General features: G+C 72.5%; 13 protein-coding genes. 4 read left to right on the forward strand and 9 right to left on the reverse strand.

Translation table 11 applies throughout. The features are described 5' to 3' along the window. Positions 1–20: 20 nt before the first annotated feature. Complete coding sequence (locus tag QC283_RS29395; RefSeq protein ID WP_443032707.1) at positions 21–1,949, reverse strand: IucA/IucC family protein; 1,929 nt, start codon at positions 1,947–1,949, stop codon at positions 21–23. A gap of 39 nt (positions 1,950–1,988) precedes the next feature. Further along, complete coding sequence (locus QC283_RS29400; protein WP_279564745.1) at positions 1,989–3,389, reverse strand: aminotransferase class III-fold pyridoxal phosphate-dependent enzyme; 1,401 nt, start codon at positions 3,387–3,389, stop codon at positions 1,989–1,991. Between the two features lie 335 nt (positions 3,390–3,724). Between QC283_RS29400 and QC283_RS29405 the strand changes: the two genes are divergently transcribed. Next, entirely contained in the window at positions 3,725–4,954 is a 1,230-nt protein-coding gene (locus tag QC283_RS29405; protein ID WP_279564746.1) for a trypsin-like serine peptidase, read from the forward strand. 141 nt (positions 4,955–5,095) lie between these two features. Beyond that, positions 5,096–6,325: a trypsin-like serine peptidase gene (locus tag QC283_RS29410; RefSeq protein ID WP_279564747.1), complete on the forward strand. Its 1,230-nt coding sequence runs from the start codon at positions 5,096–5,098 to the stop codon at positions 6,323–6,325. A gap of 94 nt (positions 6,326–6,419) precedes the next feature. Here the strand turns inward: QC283_RS29410 and hflX are convergent, their stop codons facing one another. The 6 genes from hflX to miaA all read right to left on the reverse strand — a co-directional run bounded on the left by hflX (position 6,420) and on the right by miaA (position 14,803). Further along, the gene (gene hflX, locus QC283_RS29415; protein WP_279564748.1) at positions 6,420–7,913 is read right to left on the reverse strand and encodes a GTPase HflX; all 1,494 of its coding nucleotides are present in this window, start codon (positions 7,911–7,913) and stop codon (positions 6,420–6,422) included. Between the two features lie 162 nt (positions 7,914–8,075). Then, positions 8,076–9,626: a M1 family metallopeptidase gene (locus QC283_RS29420; RefSeq protein ID WP_279564749.1), complete on the reverse strand. Its 1,551-nt coding sequence runs from the start codon at positions 9,624–9,626 to the stop codon at positions 8,076–8,078. 231 nt (positions 9,627–9,857) lie between these two features. Next, positions 9,858–12,026: a RelA/SpoT family protein gene (locus QC283_RS29425; protein WP_279564750.1), complete on the reverse strand. Its 2,169-nt coding sequence runs from the start codon at positions 12,024–12,026 to the stop codon at positions 9,858–9,860. A 228-nt stretch (positions 12,027–12,254) separates the two neighbouring features. Then, the gene (gene dapF / locus QC283_RS29430; RefSeq protein WP_279564751.1) at positions 12,255–13,124 is read right to left on the reverse strand and encodes a diaminopimelate epimerase; all 870 of its coding nucleotides are present in this window, start codon (positions 13,122–13,124) and stop codon (positions 12,255–12,257) included. A 132-nt stretch (positions 13,125–13,256) separates the two neighbouring features. After that, entirely contained in the window at positions 13,257–13,757 is a 501-nt protein-coding gene (locus tag QC283_RS29435) for a hypothetical protein (protein WP_279564783.1), read from the reverse strand. Positions 13,758–13,864: 107 nt separating this feature from the next. Then, positions 13,865–14,803 (reverse strand): tRNA (adenosine(37)-N6)-dimethylallyltransferase MiaA, encoded by a 939-nt coding sequence (gene miaA / locus QC283_RS29440; RefSeq protein WP_279564752.1) that lies wholly within the window; start codon positions 14,801–14,803, stop codon positions 13,865–13,867. A 183-nt stretch (positions 14,804–14,986) separates the two neighbouring features. Between miaA and QC283_RS29445 the strand changes: the two genes are divergently transcribed. Both QC283_RS29445 and QC283_RS29450 read left to right on the forward strand, forming a co-directional pair. Further along, on the forward strand, positions 14,987–15,271 hold the full coding sequence (locus tag QC283_RS29445) for a hypothetical protein (protein WP_279564753.1): 285 nt from the start codon (positions 14,987–14,989) through the stop codon (positions 15,269–15,271). A gap of 24 nt (positions 15,272–15,295) precedes the next feature. Then, complete coding sequence (locus QC283_RS29450; protein WP_279564754.1) at positions 15,296–15,574, forward strand: antitoxin; 279 nt, start codon at positions 15,296–15,298, stop codon at positions 15,572–15,574. A gap of 169 nt (positions 15,575–15,743) precedes the next feature. On the opposite strand, the gene QC283_RS29455 is transcribed toward QC283_RS29450, so the two are convergent. Further along, positions 15,744–16,511 carry a class III extradiol dioxygenase subunit B-like domain-containing protein gene (locus QC283_RS29455; protein ID WP_279564755.1) on the reverse strand — a complete coding sequence of 256 codons (768 nt, stop codon included), beginning with the start codon at positions 16,509–16,511 and terminating at the stop codon, positions 15,744–15,746. Positions 16,512–16,553: the final 42 nt, after the last annotated feature.

Raw genomic sequence — 16,553 nt, forward strand, 5'->3', positions numbered from 1 at the left:
GAGGGGCGGCGGCAGCGTGCTCAGGGACGCAGCGGGTTGGTGACGGTGACGTAGACGGACTGGGTGTCCACCGGGCCGACGAGCTCGTCGAGGCCGTGCAGCCGGGTCAGCAGGTTGGCCTTGCAGCGCAGGACGGATGAGTCCAGAAGGTGTGCCGGCAGCGGACTGCACGGCGGCTCGGGCCTCGAGGCGAGACCCCCGAGGAAACTCCGGAAGGCCGCCAGCAGCACTCGCTCGTCGGCGAGGTGCTGGGAACCGAGGGCGCCGATGAGGCCGAACACGTTGTTGATCGCCAGGTAGTAGGCGAAGCGCTCGTCGGTGACATCGTCGGCGACGAACGTGTCGCTGTGCTCGCCGATGCCGGGCAGCCGGGCGTCGAGTTCCGCGCGCCGGGACTCGCGGAAGTAGTAGCCCTGGTTGTCGCGGTACCGGCCGCCGGCCGGCCAGCCGTCGGTGTCCAGCAGGAGCAGGGTGTTCTGCTGGTGCGCCTCCAGGGCGATCCCGGCGTGGGCGTCCAGCCACAGCACGGGAGCTACGACGTGGTGGAGATAGCGCAGGAACCACTCGACGGCGACGGCTTCGCGGGGACGGCCGGTCCGCCCGGCCAGTCGTGTGAGGACCTCGGCCAGCCGGGAGCGCGGGGCGCGGGCGGCGTGCCGGTCGGAACCGTCCGCCGGCCCGTGCGGCCACGGCTCGACGAGAGACGCGACGCAGGAGACGTCGTCCGAGGGCCGGAACGGGTTGTGCCGGATGACGACGTCGAGCCCGCGCACGGGCCTGCCGTCCGGTCCGTCGACGGCGAGCCAGGCCGGGTCGCGGACGATGTCGAAGCCGGGGTGGGCGGCCTGCCACTGACGGGACAGGCCACTGCGCAGCAGACGGTGGACCTCGACCCCTCGGTGGAGTTCCTTGCGGAGGTTCTCCCGGCGGGAGTTGGTGATGTGCAGGGCCAGCGAGAGCTTGAGCATGGCAGAGGCGCCGGTGCGATGGACGGTCCGCAGGGAGGAGGTGGGGTGCCAGGGGGCGCCCCGGGTGCCGAGGTCCCTGAGCAGCCCGGCGTCCAGCAGGGCCGCGGTCTGAGGCCGGTGGCGTACCGCGCGGAACTGCCAGGGGTGCAGGGGAAGGAGTACGTAGCCGTCCGGCGGCGCGGCCCCGTCTCCGGCGAGGCGCGCGGTGAGCCGGGGCGCGGCGATCCGGCGGCCGCGTTCTGTCCAGGCCGAGTCGGTGGCGAGTACGGACGGGTCGACGGCCACCCAGTGCAGCGGGAAGGAGCCGCGCAGTTCGGGTGAGTACCGCCGTGCCTCGGCCTCCGTGAGCCCCTCCCTGCTCTTTGGGGTGGGGTGCAGCGGGTGTCCGAGGAGCAGCGCCTGCTCTGCGGCCAGGAAGAGGTCGGAGCCGTCCGAGGGACCGGAGGGGTCCGAGGGACCGGAGGGGTCCGAGGCACCAGAAGCGACGGCAGGGCGTTCCCCGCGATCCTGGAGGAATACCGCGGTGCGGCGGACGGAGTCGGCGACGCGGGCGACGAGGTCGGCTCCGTCGGGCCCCTGGTCGCCGGACGTCTCCCGGACGAGCAGCGCGGCGACCGTGACCGCGTCCACGGGCGGCGCCGAGGCCGGGGCGTCGGCCAGGCGCGGGAGGCCGAAGCGGTGTCGGCCGGTCGGTGACCAGTAGTGGACGGGAACGGCCAGGGCCGTACCGCCGACGGGGAGCGGTACCCGCAGGACGCCGTCGTCGGGGGCGGGCGCGTCGGTCTCTCGCACCCAGCAGCGGAGCAGGTTCTCCACTGCGGCGTGCTGAGCGGCCGCACAAGGCTCGGGGTGGCCCACGCGGTCAGCGGTGGTATCCGGCGTGCCTGCGGGTGGGGGAATGGCGGCGGTCGCCGGTGGGCGCGGAGGTACGGCTGCGGTGGGAGCGGCGGGCACCGATTCGGGTGCGGGGTCGATGTGCAACGCGGTTCCTCGTGACGTGCTGTGGTCTGGGCGCGGGATTCAGAGCGCGGCGCACACCCCGCGAGGCGGTGCGTGGTCGCCACGGCTCCGGTCCACCGTCTCCACCGCGTCGGCGAGTCGGTCCAGGACCGCCGTCGTCTGCTCCTCGGTGACGATCAGCGGCGGCAGCAGGCGTACGACGTTCGCGGAGGGGCCCGTGACGTCCACGATCAGCCCGCGACGCAGACATTCCCGTTGGACGGCGGCGGCGAGTTCGGCGGCGGTACCGGGGCGGACTCCGTTGGCGGGCGCGTCGCGCGTACGGTCCGGTGCCGTCAGTTCGACGCCGATCATCAGTCCCCGCCCTCGCACGTCACCGACGCACTCGAACTCCTCGGCCAGGCCGCGCAGTCGGGCCAGTATCCGGCTGCCCAGTGCGGCGGCGTGCTCGGCGAGGCGGTGTTCGCGGACGTGGGCGAGGGTGGCCGCTCCCGCGGCCAGGGCCAGTTGGTTGCCCCGGAAGGTGCCGGTGCCGGGCTCCCCCGTGTGCAGGTCGTCGCGGTGGACCACCGCGGCCAGCGGCAGACTGCCGCCGATCGCCTTGGAGAGGACCAGCACGTCGGGGACGACGCCGCTGTGTTCGACCGCCCAGAAGGCACCCGTCCGCCCGACGCCCGTCTCGGTCTCGTCGGCGATCAGCGGGACGGACCGTTCGGCCGTGATCCGGCGCATGCGCCGCGTCCAGGCGTCCGGCACGGGAAGCACACCGCTCTCGCTGCGGACCGGCTCCAGGATCACCCCTGCGGGCAGTTCCTCCCCCGACCGGCGGTCGTCGAGGACGGACTCGGCCCAGTGGGCGGCGAGTTCGGCTCCGCGCTCGCCCCCGACACCGAACGGACAGTGCCGGTCCTGCGGGTACGGCAGGCGGGCGAGCGGCTCGTCGCGGGTGGCACTGTGCCCCGCGCACGCCTCGGCGGTCGTCCTGTGGTGAGCGTCGGTGAAGGCGATCACCCGGGCCCGGCCGGTGGCGGCGCGGACCAGTCGGCCCGCGGTGGCGAGGGGATCCGTACCGGCCGGCCCGCAGAACCGCACGCGCGCGTGGTGGGCGAGTCCGGGCGGCAGGGTGCGCAGCAGTTCGGTGACGAAGGCGTCCTCGACGGGGGTGGTGAGGTCCATGACCTGCAAGGGGGCGCCCGAGTCGAGGACTTCACGGATCGCCTTCAGCACGACCGGGTGGTTGTGTCCCAGGACCAGCGTGCCCGCGCCCGAGACGCAGTCGAGGTAGCGGCGGCCGTCGGCGCCCTCGATGGTGAGCCCCCGGGCGCGGACGGGTACGACGGGAAGGGCGCGCGCGTAGGTGCGTGCTGAGGGCTCCCGCGCCGTCTGACGCTTCGGGGCGCTTTCTTGCGCTGTCTTCGGGGCGCTCTCCTGCGCTTCCTTCTGAGCGCTCTTCTGCGCCACGGCTCTCCGACCTCCCGCTGTCCAGACGCGACCCGACGTGTCGGGTCGCCTTCGGCGCGGGGGACCGCACCCGGACAGCAGGCCCCCCACCGCTACCAACCGCGGGCCGTTCACCGGGTTACGGGTAGCGTGAAGATCCGTTGCTGGGCGGCAGGCTCGTCGTCGGCTCCGGAACCGCGGTGCGGCTTCGGGTACGTCCGGCCCGGCCCGGATGCCGCGTGCCAGGTCAGGCGGCTGTATCCGAACCGTTGCCGTTCCATCGGAACTCCCCCACAGCGAACCAATAGTGTGTGGTGCCGTTCCAGTGCAGTTCACAGTAGGGGGAGTTACCAACCATGCGATCCATACGGCCGTCGTTCACCACGCGCGGGCACAGGCGCGGGCGGCGCAGAACGTCCCCCGTGCCGGTCACCGTGGCGCTCGTCTCGGCGCTCGCGCTCACCGCCACCGCCTGCGAGTCCGGCGACCCCGAGGCGAGCGGCGACGCCTCCGCCTCCGCGTCCGCCGCGGACGGCGGCAACGGCGAGATCCGGATCCCGGACAGCATCAAGGACAAGCTCAAGGAACACGGGATCGACGTCGACGAGTGGAAGAACGGCGCCTGGAAGAACTGGAACAAGGACGACTGGCTGCGTGAGGCGCAGGACTACGTCAACCCGATCATCGAGGACCTGTGGGACCCGGACCGGATGCGGGACGCCGAGGAACCCGACCAGGAGGTCGACGACAGCGACATCTCCGGTGACCAGGGCGTCACCGACCCCGAGCCGCAGCCGGTGCAGGCTCAGGCCGTGCCGCCCAAGTACCACGACAGCGCCGCCACGGCGGGCAAGCTGCTCTTCGACTCGCCCGCGGGCTCGATGGTCTGCTCGGCGACCGTCGTGGAGGACCCGGCCAACCCGGGCAAGTCCAACCTGGTGTGGACGGCCGGCCACTGCGTGCACGCGGGCAAGAAGGGCGGCTGGTACCGCAACATCGCCTTCGTGCCGTCGTACAACGATGCCGGCAAGTCGAACGCGGAACTGCAGAACGCCACCAAGGAGGAGGTCGCTCCCTATGGCGTCTGGTGGGGCGACTGGGCCCAGACCTCGGACCAGTGGATCGAGCAGGGCGGCGCGACGGGCGGCGACGGTGCCTCGTACGACTTCGCCGTCATCCACGTGACCCCGGAGAAGGGCAGCGGCGGCAAGTCGCTGGAGGAGACGGTCGGCTCGGCGCTTCCGGTGGACTTCGAGGCGCCCGCCGTGCCGGAGGTCGAGAGCATGAAGGCGATCGGCTACCCGGCCGCGCCGCCGTACGACGGTCAGAAGCTGTTCCAGTGCGAGGACAAGCCCGGGCGGCTGTCGATGAACGCCTCGGATCCGACGATGTACCGCATCGGCTGCACCATGACCGGTGGTTCGTCCGGCGGCGGCTGGGTCGCGGCCGGGTCCGACGGCAAGCCGGCGCTGGTGTCCAACACCTCGATCGGCCCGGTGACGGCCGGCTGGCTGGCCGGTCCGCGGCTGGGCGAGGAGGCCAAGGGCGTGTTCGACGCGGTGAGCGGCAAGTTCGCCGGTCAGTGATCGCGCGCTGAGGGACAGCGCCCGGTTCGGAGGCGGTGGGGTGCGTCGGGTGATCCGGGCACCCCATCGCCGGTTCCACGACATTCACGCGTCGGCGTTCGTACGTCGACGTTCATACGTAGCAACGGGGGTCGTTCCACCATGAGTTCCGCATCCACACCCACGTCCACCGCAGCACGGCGCCGACGGCGCACCGCACTCGCCGCCATCGGTGTCGTCGCCGCACTGGCGCTCACCGCGACCGCCTGTGGCGGTTCGGAGAAGGACGAGGCCGACGCCGGGCCCGGCGGTGGCGCCTCGCAGGCCGCCGATGCCGGCGACACGGGAGGCACCGGCGACGGCAAGGTCCGGCTCCCGGCCGATCTCGCGGACCGGCTCAAGGAGCACGGCATCGACGTCGACCAGTGGAAGGACGGCGGCTGGAAGGACTGGGACAAGGACAAGTGGCTCAGTGAGGCCAAGGACTTCGTCAACCCGGTGATCGAGGGCCTGTGGGAGCCGGACCGGATGCGGTCCGCGAAGGAGGCGGACAAGACCGTCACGACCAAGGACACCACCGCCCAGGGCGCCACCGACCCGGAGCCGGCGCCCGTCGAGGCCGTGGCCGAGAAGACGCCGTACCACGAGAACGCCGCCCCGGTCGGCAAGGTCTTCTTCGACTCCCCCGAGGGGTCGATGGTCTGCTCCGGCACCGTCATCAAGGACGTGAACAACCCGGGCAAGTCCAACCTGGTGTGGACGGCGGGCCACTGCGTGCACGCCGGCGGAAGCGGCGGCTGGTACCGCAACATCGCCTTCGTGCCGTCGTACAACGACCTCGGCAAGTCAGAGGCGGAACTGGCGGGCGCGTCGATCACCGAGATGTCCCCCTACGGCACCTGGTGGGCCGACTGGGCTTCGACCTCGAACCAGTGGATCAAGGGCGGTGCGGACAACGGCGGTGACGGGGCCGCGTACGACTACTCCGTGCTGCATGTGAAGCCGGAGCAGGGCGGCAAGTCCCTGGAGGAGACGGTCGGCGCCGCGCTGGAGGTGGACTTCTCCGCCCCTGCCGCGAGTGAGGTCACCAGCATGGGCGCCTGGGGCTACCCGGCCGCGCCCCCGTACAACGGTCTGGCGATGTTCAAGTGCGTCGACCGGCCCGGCAGGCTGTCGCTGAGCCCGTCGCTGCCGACGATGTACCGCATCGGCTGCACGATGACCGGTGGTTCGTCCGGCGGCGGATGGTTCCGGGTGGTGGACGGCGAGACCAAGCTGGTGTCGAACACCTCGATCGGCCCCCTGGAGAACACCTGGCTGGCGGGCCCGCAGCTGGGCCGCGAGGCCGAGGCGATGTACCAGAACATGAGCAGGACGTACGGCGGTCAGTGACCGGACGGAGTGTACGGAAGTCCGTGGTCCGTGCCCCCCGCGTGCCGAAGGCCCGCCCCCGCGATGTGCGGGGGCGGGCCTTCTCGCGTGTACGTCAGAGGGCGGGCGCCGGTACGTACGGCGTGAGTTCCGCCGCCAGTTCCTCGTGCACCCGGACCTTGAGCAGGGTGCCCTCCGGGGTGTGCTCCTCGGAGATCACCTCGCCCTCGTCATGGGCGCGGGCGACCAGCTTGCCGTGGGTGTACGGCACGAGCGCCTCGATCTCGACCGACGGGCGCGGCAGATCATTGTCGATCAGGGCGAGCAGCTCGTCGATGCCCTTGCCGGTGCGTGCCGAGACGGCGATGGACCGCTTCTCGACCCGCAGCAGCCGCTGGAGCACCAGCGGGTCGGCCATGTCGGCCTTGTTGATCACGACGATCTCGGGTACGTCGGTGGCTCCGACGTCCCTGATCACCTCGCGCACGGCGGCCAGCTGCTCCTCCGGGACCGGGTGCGAACCGTCCACCACGTGCAGGATCAGGTCGGAGTCGCCGACCTCCTCCATCGTGGAGCGGAACGCCTCGACCAGGTGGTGCGGCAGGTGCCGGACGAAGCCGACGGTGTCCGCCAGGGTATACAGGCGGCCGCTCGGTGTCTCGGCCCGGCGCACGGTCGGGTCGAGGGTGGCGAACAGCGCGTTCTCCACCAGTACGCCCGCGCCCGTGAGGCGGTTGAGCAGCGAGGACTTGCCCGCGTTGGTGTAGCCCGCGATGGCCACGGACGGCACCTTGTGGCGCTTGCGCTCCTGGCGCTTGATCTCGCGGCCGGTCTTCATCTCCGCGATCTCCCGGCGCATCTTCGCCATCTTCTCGCGGATCCGGCGCCGGTCCGTCTCGATCTTGGTCTCACCGGGACCACGGGTGGCGAGGCCGCCGCCCTTGCCGCCGCCCATCTGCCGGGACAGCGACTGGCCCCAGCCGCGCAGCCTCGGCAGCATGTACTGCATCTGCGCGAGCGCGACCTGCGCCTTGCCCTCTCGGGACTTGGCGTGCTGGGCGAAGATGTCCAGGATCAGGGCCGTACGGTCGATGACCTTGACCTTGACGACGTCCTCGAGGTGGATCAGCTGCCCGGGGCTGAGCTCACCGTCGCAGATGACGGTGTCCGCGCCCGTGTCGTGGACGACGTCCCGCAGCTCCTCGGCCTTGCCGGAGCCGATGTAGGTGGCGGCGTCGGGCTTGTCACGGCGCTGGACGACGCCGTCGAGGACCAGCGCGCCGGCGGTCTCCGCGAGGGCGGCCAGCTCGGCGAGGGAGTTCTCCGCGTCCCGTACGGTGCCCGAGGTCCACACGCCGACGAGGACGACCCGCTCCAGACGGAGCTGGCGGTACTCGACCTCGGTGACGTCCTCGAGCTCGGTGGAGAGGCCCGCCACGCGGCGCAGCGCCGCGCGGTCGGAGCGGTCGAACTGCTCGCCGTCCCACTTGGGGTCGGTCTCGTGGCTCCAGGCGACGTCCTCTTCCATCAGGGCATCGGCCCGGAGGCCCTCGGGATAGGTCTGCTCGAGACGCTTGGTGTCCTGGGAGGTGGAAGAAGAGGAGGTCATTGGATCCTTACGTAGCTGGGAAGCGAATCGCGCGGCATGGATACCGCGACACTCTGCACAACGCGCGAGCCGCCGGGGAGATTCCCGGGCCCGTGCCGCGCCGTCCCGAAGATGGTCGCACGGCACGGGGCGTCTCGTCACCGGCTTATTCCGCGTGCGCCGTCACCGGTTCACGCCGTCACCGGCCCGTTCCACGTGCGCGTTCCCGTTGGCGGCCTTCGGCGCCTGGTCGGTCGCCGTCGGCTTCCAGTCCGGGTGCCCGGGCATCGGCGGGGTCTTCTCTTCGTACAGCCAGGCCTGGAAGAAGTCGCCCAGGTCGCGGCCGGAGATCTCGGAGGCGAGCCGGACGAAGTCCGCGGTCGTCGCCGTACTGTCTCGGTGCCGGGCGACCCATTCGCGTTGGACGCGTTCGAAGGCGGGGCGGCCGATCTCCTGGCGCAGGGCGTAGAGGACGAGAGCCGCGCCGTCGTAGACGTTGGGCCGGAAGATGCTGATCTTGTTGCCGGGGTCCGGGGGCTTCGGCGCGGCCGGCGGTCCGCCCGCCGCGCGCCAGTGGTCGGAGGCACCGTAGGCGGTCTTCATACGGGCTTCCAGGGACCTGCCCGCCCTCTCCTGCGCGTACAGCGCCTCGTACCAGGTGGCGTGTCCCTCGTTCAGCCACAGGTCGGACCAGGTGGCCGGGCCGACGCTGTTGCCGAACCACTGGTGGGCCAGCTCGTGCACCATGATCGACTCGACGTACCACTCGGGGAAGCCGGGTCGGGTGAACAGCTCCCGCTCGAAGAGGGAGAGCGTCTGGGTCTCGAGTTCGAAGCCGGTGGTGACGTCGGCCATGAGCAGGCCGTAGGTCTCGAAGGGGTAGCGCCCGGCCTTCTCCTCCATCCAGGCGATCTGGCCGGGGGTCTTCTCCAGCCACGGTTCGAGCGCCGCGCGGTGCTTCGTCGGCACGACGTCCCGGACGGGCAGTTCGTGCGGGCCGGTGCGGTGCAGCACCGTGGAGCGGCCGATGGAGACCTGCGCCAGCTCGGTGGCCATGGGGTGCCCGGTCCGGTACGTCCACGTGGTCGATCCGCCGGCCCGGTCCACACCCGCCGGCAGACCGTTGGCGACGGCCGTGAGCCCGTCCGGGGCGGTGACACGGAAGGTGAACCCGGCCTTGTCGGAAGGGTGGTCGTTGCAGGGGAACACCAGGTGCGCGACGTCGGCCTGGTTGGCCATGGCGAGGCCGTCGGCGGTGCGCACCCAGCCGCCTTCGCGGTTCTCCGGGTACACCGGGTCGCTGCTGTGCCGCACGGTGATCCGCGTCCGCTCGCCCTCGTCGAGCGCGCCCTGGGGCGTGACGACGAGGTCCTCGCCGGCTGTGGCGAAGCCGGCGGGCTCACCGTCAACCTCGACGGAGTCGACCTTGCCGTGGGCGAAGTCCAGGTTGATCCGCTCCAGGTCGGCCGTGACGCGGGCGTCGATGGTGGTGACGGCCTTCAGCGGCTCGCTGTTGCTGCCGGAGTAGGTGAAGGAGAGGTCGTACGCCGCCACGTCGTAGCCGGGGTTGCCCAGGTGGGGGAAGAGCCGGTCGCCGACGCCCAGAGGGGCCGGCGGCGCGCTGGCGGCGACCAGGCAGACGGAGACGGCCGAGGCGAGCAGGGCCGCGGCCTTGAGCCGGCGGCGGGCCGGCCCGCGGGTTCGCCGAGTGGGGGTGTGAGGGGTGTGCAGCATTCCCCACGGCTATCAGCGCGCGCGTGCGCCGCGGCGACGGCGCGCGCCCGGAGCACCCGAACGGGTACGCCCGGCAGCCGACGCCCCGTGGCGCACGCCCCGTGGCGCACGCCCCGTGGCGCACGCCCCATGGCGCACGCCCCATGGCCAGTGACCGGCGGCCAGTGACCGGCGGCCAGTGACCGGGAGCCGTCGCCCGGTCCGGCTCTCCTGGTCCGTCGACCGGCGCGCTCAGACTCCCGTGGTCTGCGGCTGTGCTCTGCTCACGTCGTACACCCCGGCCACGTCTCGCATCGCGCGCATGAGGGCGGGCAGCCGGGCCGCGTCCGGGAGCAGGACGGTGTAGGTGTGGCGGACCCGTTGCCGGTCGGGGGGCTCGACGGTCGCGGAGACGATCTCGGCGCCTTCGACTGCCATGGCCTCCGTGAGGTCGGCCAGGAGGTGCGGGCGGCCGAACGATTCGGCGAGCAGGGTGACCCGGCACTGCGTGCTCTCCCCCCAGCGCACGCCGACCTCCGCGCGCCCCGCGCTCTTCATGCGCGCCACCACCGCGCACTGAGCGCGGTGCACGGTCACCACTCCCCCGCGTACGGCGAAACCGGTGATCTCGTCGGGCGGTACGGGGGTGCAGCAGCCGGCCAGCCGCACGGTCGCGCCCGGCGGGTCGACGAGGACGTCGGCGGAGGCGGGACGGGCGGCCGGTCCGACGGACGTCGGGCGTGCGGCGGGCGCGTCACCCGCGCCGGGACCGCGGGACGCCTCCGCCTCTGCTACGGGCGCCGGCTGCGGGTGGGCCGAGAGCCGGCGCTGGATGGCGATCCGCGCGGCGGGTGTGTGGGCGTGCTCCAGCCACTCCCTGGAGGGCTCGGAGGCGGGGTCCTGCCCCATCAGGAGGTGCACCGTGTCGCCGTCCCTCAGCACCGTGCTCATGGTCGCCAGGCGGCCGTTGACCCGGGCGCCCATGGTCGCGTGCGCGTCCTCGCCGTACTGGGCGTACGCGGCGTCCACGCAGGTCGCGCCCTCGGGGAGGCCGAGGGCGCCGCCGTCGGGGCGGAAGACGGTGATCTCGCGGTCCTGGGCGAGGTCCTCGCGAAGGGTGGACCAGAAGGTGTCGGGGTCGGGGGCGCCGCGCTGCCAGTCGAGCAGCCGGGAGAGCCAGCCGGGACGGGTCGGGTCGGCGCGCTCGCCGTCGCCCGCGGTCTGTTCCTCCGCCGGCGGCGCGTAGGGATTGCCGAGCGCGACGACTCCGGCCTCGGCGACCTTGTGCATCTGGTGGGTGCGGATGAGGACCTCGACGACCTGGCCGTCCTGCGCGCGGGCCACCGCGGTGTGCAGCGACTGGTACAGGTTGAACTTGGGTACGGCGATGAAGTCCTTGAACTCCGAGACGACCGGCGTCATACAGGTGTGCAGTTCACCGAGGACGGCGTAGCAGTCGGCGTCCTCCTGCACGAGCACCAGGAGGCGGCCGAAGTCCGCGCCGTCGAGCGGTCCCCGTTTACGGGAGACACGGTGCACGGAGACGAAGTGGCGGGGCCGGATGAGAACGTCCGCCGGGATGTCCGCCTCGCGCAGCACCTTGCGCACGTCGTCGGCGACCGCGGCGAGCGGGTCGTCCGCGCGGGCGGCGTTCTCGTCGACCAGCTCCCGCGTGCGCTCGTACTCCTCGGGGTGCATCACCGCGAAGACGAGGTCCTCCAGCTCGGACTTGAGCGCCTGGACGCCGAGCCGCTCGGCGAGCGGGATGAGCACGTCCCGGGTCACCTTGGCGATGCGCTCCTGTTTCTCCCGGCGCATGACGCCGAGGGTGCGCATGTTGTGGAGCCGGTCGGCGAGTTTGATCGACATCACGCGGACGTCGTTGCCGGTGGCGAGGAGCATCTTGCGGAAGGTCTCGGGCTCGGCGGCGGCGCCGTAGTCGACCTTCTCCAGCTTGGTGACGCCGTCGACGAGGTAGCGGACCTCGGCACCGAACTGGTCGCCCACCTGGTCGAGCGTCACCTCGGTGTCCTCGACGGTGTCGTGGAGGAGGGAGGCGGTGAGCGTGGTGGTCTCAGCGCCGAGTTCGGCGAGGATCAGGGTGACGGCCAGCGGGTGGGTGATGTAGGGCTCGCCGCTCTTGCGCGTCTGGCCGCGGTGCGAGGACTCGGCCAGCACGTAGGCGCGGCGCAGCGGGTCGAGGTCGGCGTCGGGGTGGTGGGCGCGGTGGGCCTCGACGACGTGGCCGATGGCGTCGGGCAGCCTGCCGCGGGCGGCGGAGCCGAGCAGTGCGGCGCGGCCCAGGCGGCGCAGGTCGATCCGGGGGCGGGCCTTCCTGCGGGGCGTCGACGGTGCGCCGGCGCCGGTGGCTGCGGGCGTCACAGGGCCTGGGCTCGCTGGATTCACGGCCTCCGCGTTCATGGGCACCTCCGGCTGCACGGACCGGCGGACGGGGTATCCCAGGGCGGACACGGCTCAGGGGATGGTGTCGGTCCCCCGTCCGGGCCGGTGCTTGATGCTATCGAGCCCATCACGTGCGGCCGACCGCCTCTCGCCGAGCGTGAAACGGATCACCCATTCGAGCGATGGTCCGAGGGTTTGGGTTTCGCACTGAGTGTCACGGACTGAGTGCTGTGACCGGGTTGTGGTTCAGGCGAGTACCCCTTCCAGCCATCCGGCGTCGAACTCGCCCTCGGCGACGATCACCGCGGGGCCCGTCATCTCGATCTCGCCGTCGGGGCGCTCGGTGATCACCAGGGTGCCGCCGGGCACCTCGACGGTGTACGTCGCCGGGGTACCGGTGACCGTCGGGTCCGCGCCGTCCCTGCGGGCGGTGGCGACGGCGACGGCGCACGCGCCGGTTCCGCACGAGCGGGTCTCCCCGGAGCCGCGCTCGTGCACGCGCATCGCGACGTGACGGGGGCCGCGGTCGGCCACGAACTCGACGTTGACGCCGTCCGGGTAGGCGGTGGCGGGTTCGTAGGGCGGCGGGGAGTACAGGTCGCCCGCGTGGGCGAGGTCGGCGACGAAGGCGACCGCGTGCGGATTGCCCATGTTCACGTTCCGCGCGGGCCAGCTGCGCCCGTCGACGCTCACCACGACATCGCCCCCGGGGAGCAGCGCGCGGCCCATGCCCACGGTCACGTCGCCGTTCTTCGCGAGGTGAACGCGCTTCACGCCCCCCCGCGTGGCGATGGTGAGATCGCCCTCGGCGGCGTGCCCGGCGCGCTGGAGGTAGCGCGCGAAGACCCGTACGCCGTTGCCGCACATCTCCGCGACCGAGCCGTCGCCGTTGCGGTAGTCCATGAACCACTCCGCCTCGGCCGCCATGTCCCTGGCCTCGGGGTGCGCCGCGGACCGCACCACGTGCAGCAGTCCGTCACCGCCGATGCCCGCGCGGCGGTCGCACAGGGCGGCGGCGGCAGCGGGAGGCAGGTCGATGACGTTCTCGGGGTCCGGAACGATCACGAAGTCGTTCTCGGTGCCGTGACCCTTGAGGAAGGCGATCCGCGTGCTCATTCCTCGATCGTACGGCGTGGGTACGACGGGCGACGCGGAGGCGGGCGCGCGCGGACGGGAAGGCGGGCACACACGTGGACGGGAGGGACCGGTACGCACGTGGCAGTGCGTGGACGGGAGGGCGGGCTCGTGTCAGCCGCGCAGGCGGTCCACCCGCCACACGGCCAGGGCGACGACGGCGGCGACCGCCAGGACGTAGACGAGGATCATCCGCCAGTCCGCGCGGCGGCCCGATCCTCGCTGCGGCAGGCCCGGCCAGGTGTGGCCGACCCGGCGGGCGGCCATCATGCCCCAGCCGGCCGCGCAGGAGCAGATCAGCAGCCCCAGCATCGCGATCACCGCGCCGCTGTCGCCGAAGTCGAAGGCGAGCGGGAAGGCGAACATCAGGGAGCCGACCGCGGCCAGGCAGACGATGGGAGCGAGCTGCCAGATCCGCAGCCGTCGCTGCGGACGCAGCTCGACCTCGACCTCGTCCCCGTACATCTCGTCGGGCTCGGGGCCGTCGGCGGCCACACCCTCCGGCGCCTCGTCGGGGCCGTCGGGGCTCAGAGCCGCTCCGTCCGGCTCCGGCCCGTCGTGGCCGGCGGTGCCGTGCTCGGTGCTTGGTGCGGGGTTGTGAGGGCCGGCCTCCATCGCCACGCGCCCTCCCAACTAGGACTCACTCGGTCGATCGAAGCTCGATGATGGCACGCCGTCGATGGCCCGGATGACGGCCGGGGCGTCCCGATGCCATCACGTGATCAGGCTGTAACCGGTCGTTCGACCAACGACAGGGCGAGCCGCGGAAGTTCCGTGCGATCCGCCACAGCCCCACTCAACCAGTGCACCCGCGGATCGCGCCTGAACCACGAATCCTGACGGCGCGCGAAGCGTTTGGTGGCACGGACGGTCTCGGCCCGCGCCTCGTCGAGGGTGCACTCGTCGGCGAGCGCCCTGAGTACCTGCTGGTAGCCGAGCGCGCGCGACGCCGTACGCCCCTCGCGCAACCCCCGCGCCTCGAGGGCGCGCACCTCGTCGACCAGACCCGCTTCCCACATCCGGTCGACCCGGCGGGTGATCCGCTCGTCCAGCTCGGGGCGCGCGACGTCGACGCCGATCTGCACGGTGTCGTAGACGGAGTCGTGGCCGGGAAGGTTGGCGGTGAAGGGCCTGCCGGTGATCTCGATCACCTCCAGGGCGCGCACGATCCGGCGCCCGTTGCCGGGCAGGATGGCCCGCCCGGCTTCCGGGTCGGCGGCGGCCAGACGGGCGTGCAGCGCACCCGGGCCCCGCAGCTCCAGCTCCTCTTCCAGCCGGGCCCTGACCTCGGGGTCGGTGCCGGGGAACTCCAGGTTGTCGACGGCCCCGCGGACGTAGAGTCCGGAGCCGCCGACGAGGATCGGCCAGCGGCCCTCGGCGAGCAGGGCGTCGATCCGTTCCCGCGCCAGTCGCTGGTACTCGGCGACGGACGCCGTGACCGTCACGTCCCAGACGTCGAGAAGATGGTGGGGGACAGCACCGCGCTCCTCGGGCGTCAGTTTGGCGGTACCGATGTCCATCCCACGGTAGAGCTGCATGGAGTCGGCGTTGACGACTTCGCCGCCGAGCCGCTGGGCCAGGAATACGCCCAGATCGGACTTTCCGGCCGCGGTGGGTCCGACTACGGCGATGACGCGGGGGGCGGGGGGTGCGCTGCTCACCGCACCAGTCTCGCAAACCTCTCATCCGGCTCTCGAACGAGTTACGTGACGGTGCGGGGCCGGGCTCGTTCCCCGTTGCGAGGTTCCCGCGCCCCGGACCACCGGGGCCGTGGCCCCGGCCACGCGAACGGACGCACCGGATGCCGCGGGATTTCGCCCGCACGAGTAACCTATGGAGTTGATATGGGCGTTTTTGCACGGCTTTTTCGGAAGTCGAAGTCCCCGCAGGAGGCGCCGGCCGCCGAGACACCGGCCGACGCCCCCGAGCCGGAAGGTGCGGTTGAGGAGAGCACCGCAGAAGCCGCGGAGACGGCCGACGCCGGCCCCCGGAACACGGTCCAGCCCGCTGAGGCCACCGAGGCCACCGACGCCGCCGACTCCGCCGACTCCGAGAGCGTCGGCATCCCCAAGCAGCAGTCCGCCGGGGAGGCCGTCGACAACGAGGCCGACAAGGGCGCCCGCACCTGACCGCCCCGTGAGGGAAGGCGAACCATGGGTCTGCTGGACAACGTGAAGGCCAGGCTGGGACCGGCGAAGGGCAAGGTCTCCGACCTCGCGCGGCAGCACGAGGACAAGATCGATCGCGGTCTCGACAAGGTGGCGAGGACCGTCGACGAGAGGACCAAGGGCAAGTACAGCGACCGGATCCAGACGGGCACCGGGAAGGCGAAGGGCGCCATGGACCGCCTCGCCCACAAGGACGCCGACGGCGGCACACCGGGCACCACCCCGGGCGGCACTCCGCCGACCGGGCCGCCTCCGGCTTCCTGACCCGCGCGCCCCGGCGCACCGGCGAGTCACCGGCACGACGGCGGACGGTCCCGAGCGGCTCAGCTCCGGACCGTCCGCCGACTCGGCGTGCGACCGATGACCGACACATCCCGCCGACGCTTGCCGACGCGCCCCGCCGCGTCCTGAACGCCGCAGGGCGTCACCCTGCCTACGACCAGGTGGCGGCGATGTACCCGACCCCGTACGGCGCGTCCTCGTACAGCAGCGCGCCGGCGAGGTCCGTGTCCTCGGCCGCGCCCGCCAGGACCTGCCAGGGGCCCCGGCCGGACACCTTCAGCTCGCGGGCCAGTGCGACGTCCAGCGCCGCGAGAGCCGCCACGTCCGCCGCTCCCAGCGCACGCCCCGCCTCCGCGTCGAAGGGCGCCGCACGCTCGTCGAGGTACCCGGGGGCCTTGAGTGTGCGGCAGGCACTGGCGTCTCCCAGCACCAGCATGGCCACCCGCCCGGCCCGCGCGGCGGTGTCCCGTCCGATGGCGGCGCAGCGCTCGGCGGGGAGGTCCTCCCCCACGCCGATGCCCTCGACAGGAGCGTCGGCCCACCCGGTGCGACCGAGCAGCCAGGCACCCACGGCCAGCCCGTACGGCAACTCGGCCTCGGTCCGCTCCGATTCGGTACGCACCGTTTCGGTCCCTACCGATTCGGCCCGCTCCGCCTGCGTACCGCGGTCCGGGCCCAGGCTCACCTCAAGATCCACGCCGAAGCCGCGGAAGGATCCCCGTGCGCCGTGCGGATAGGCCTCGAGCCCCGCGCCGTCGCCCGGGCCGACGACCACGAGCCGGTCGGGCCGGGCGGCGGCGAGCACCCCCAGCGCGTCCGCGCACGCGGCACGCGCGGCGTCCAGCTCGGGCGCGGCACCCGCGGCGACCTCCGGCACGAGGAGCGGCGGGCAGGGACAGACGGCGGCGGCGACAAGCATGATCGGCAGCGTAACCCCGTGCCCGCGGCCACGGCCGTCCGC

The organism is Streptomyces sp. DH41 (assembly GCF_029813785.1).
In the GTDB taxonomy this organism is placed as follows: Bacteria; Actinomycetota; Actinomycetes; order Streptomycetales; family Streptomycetaceae; genus Streptomyces.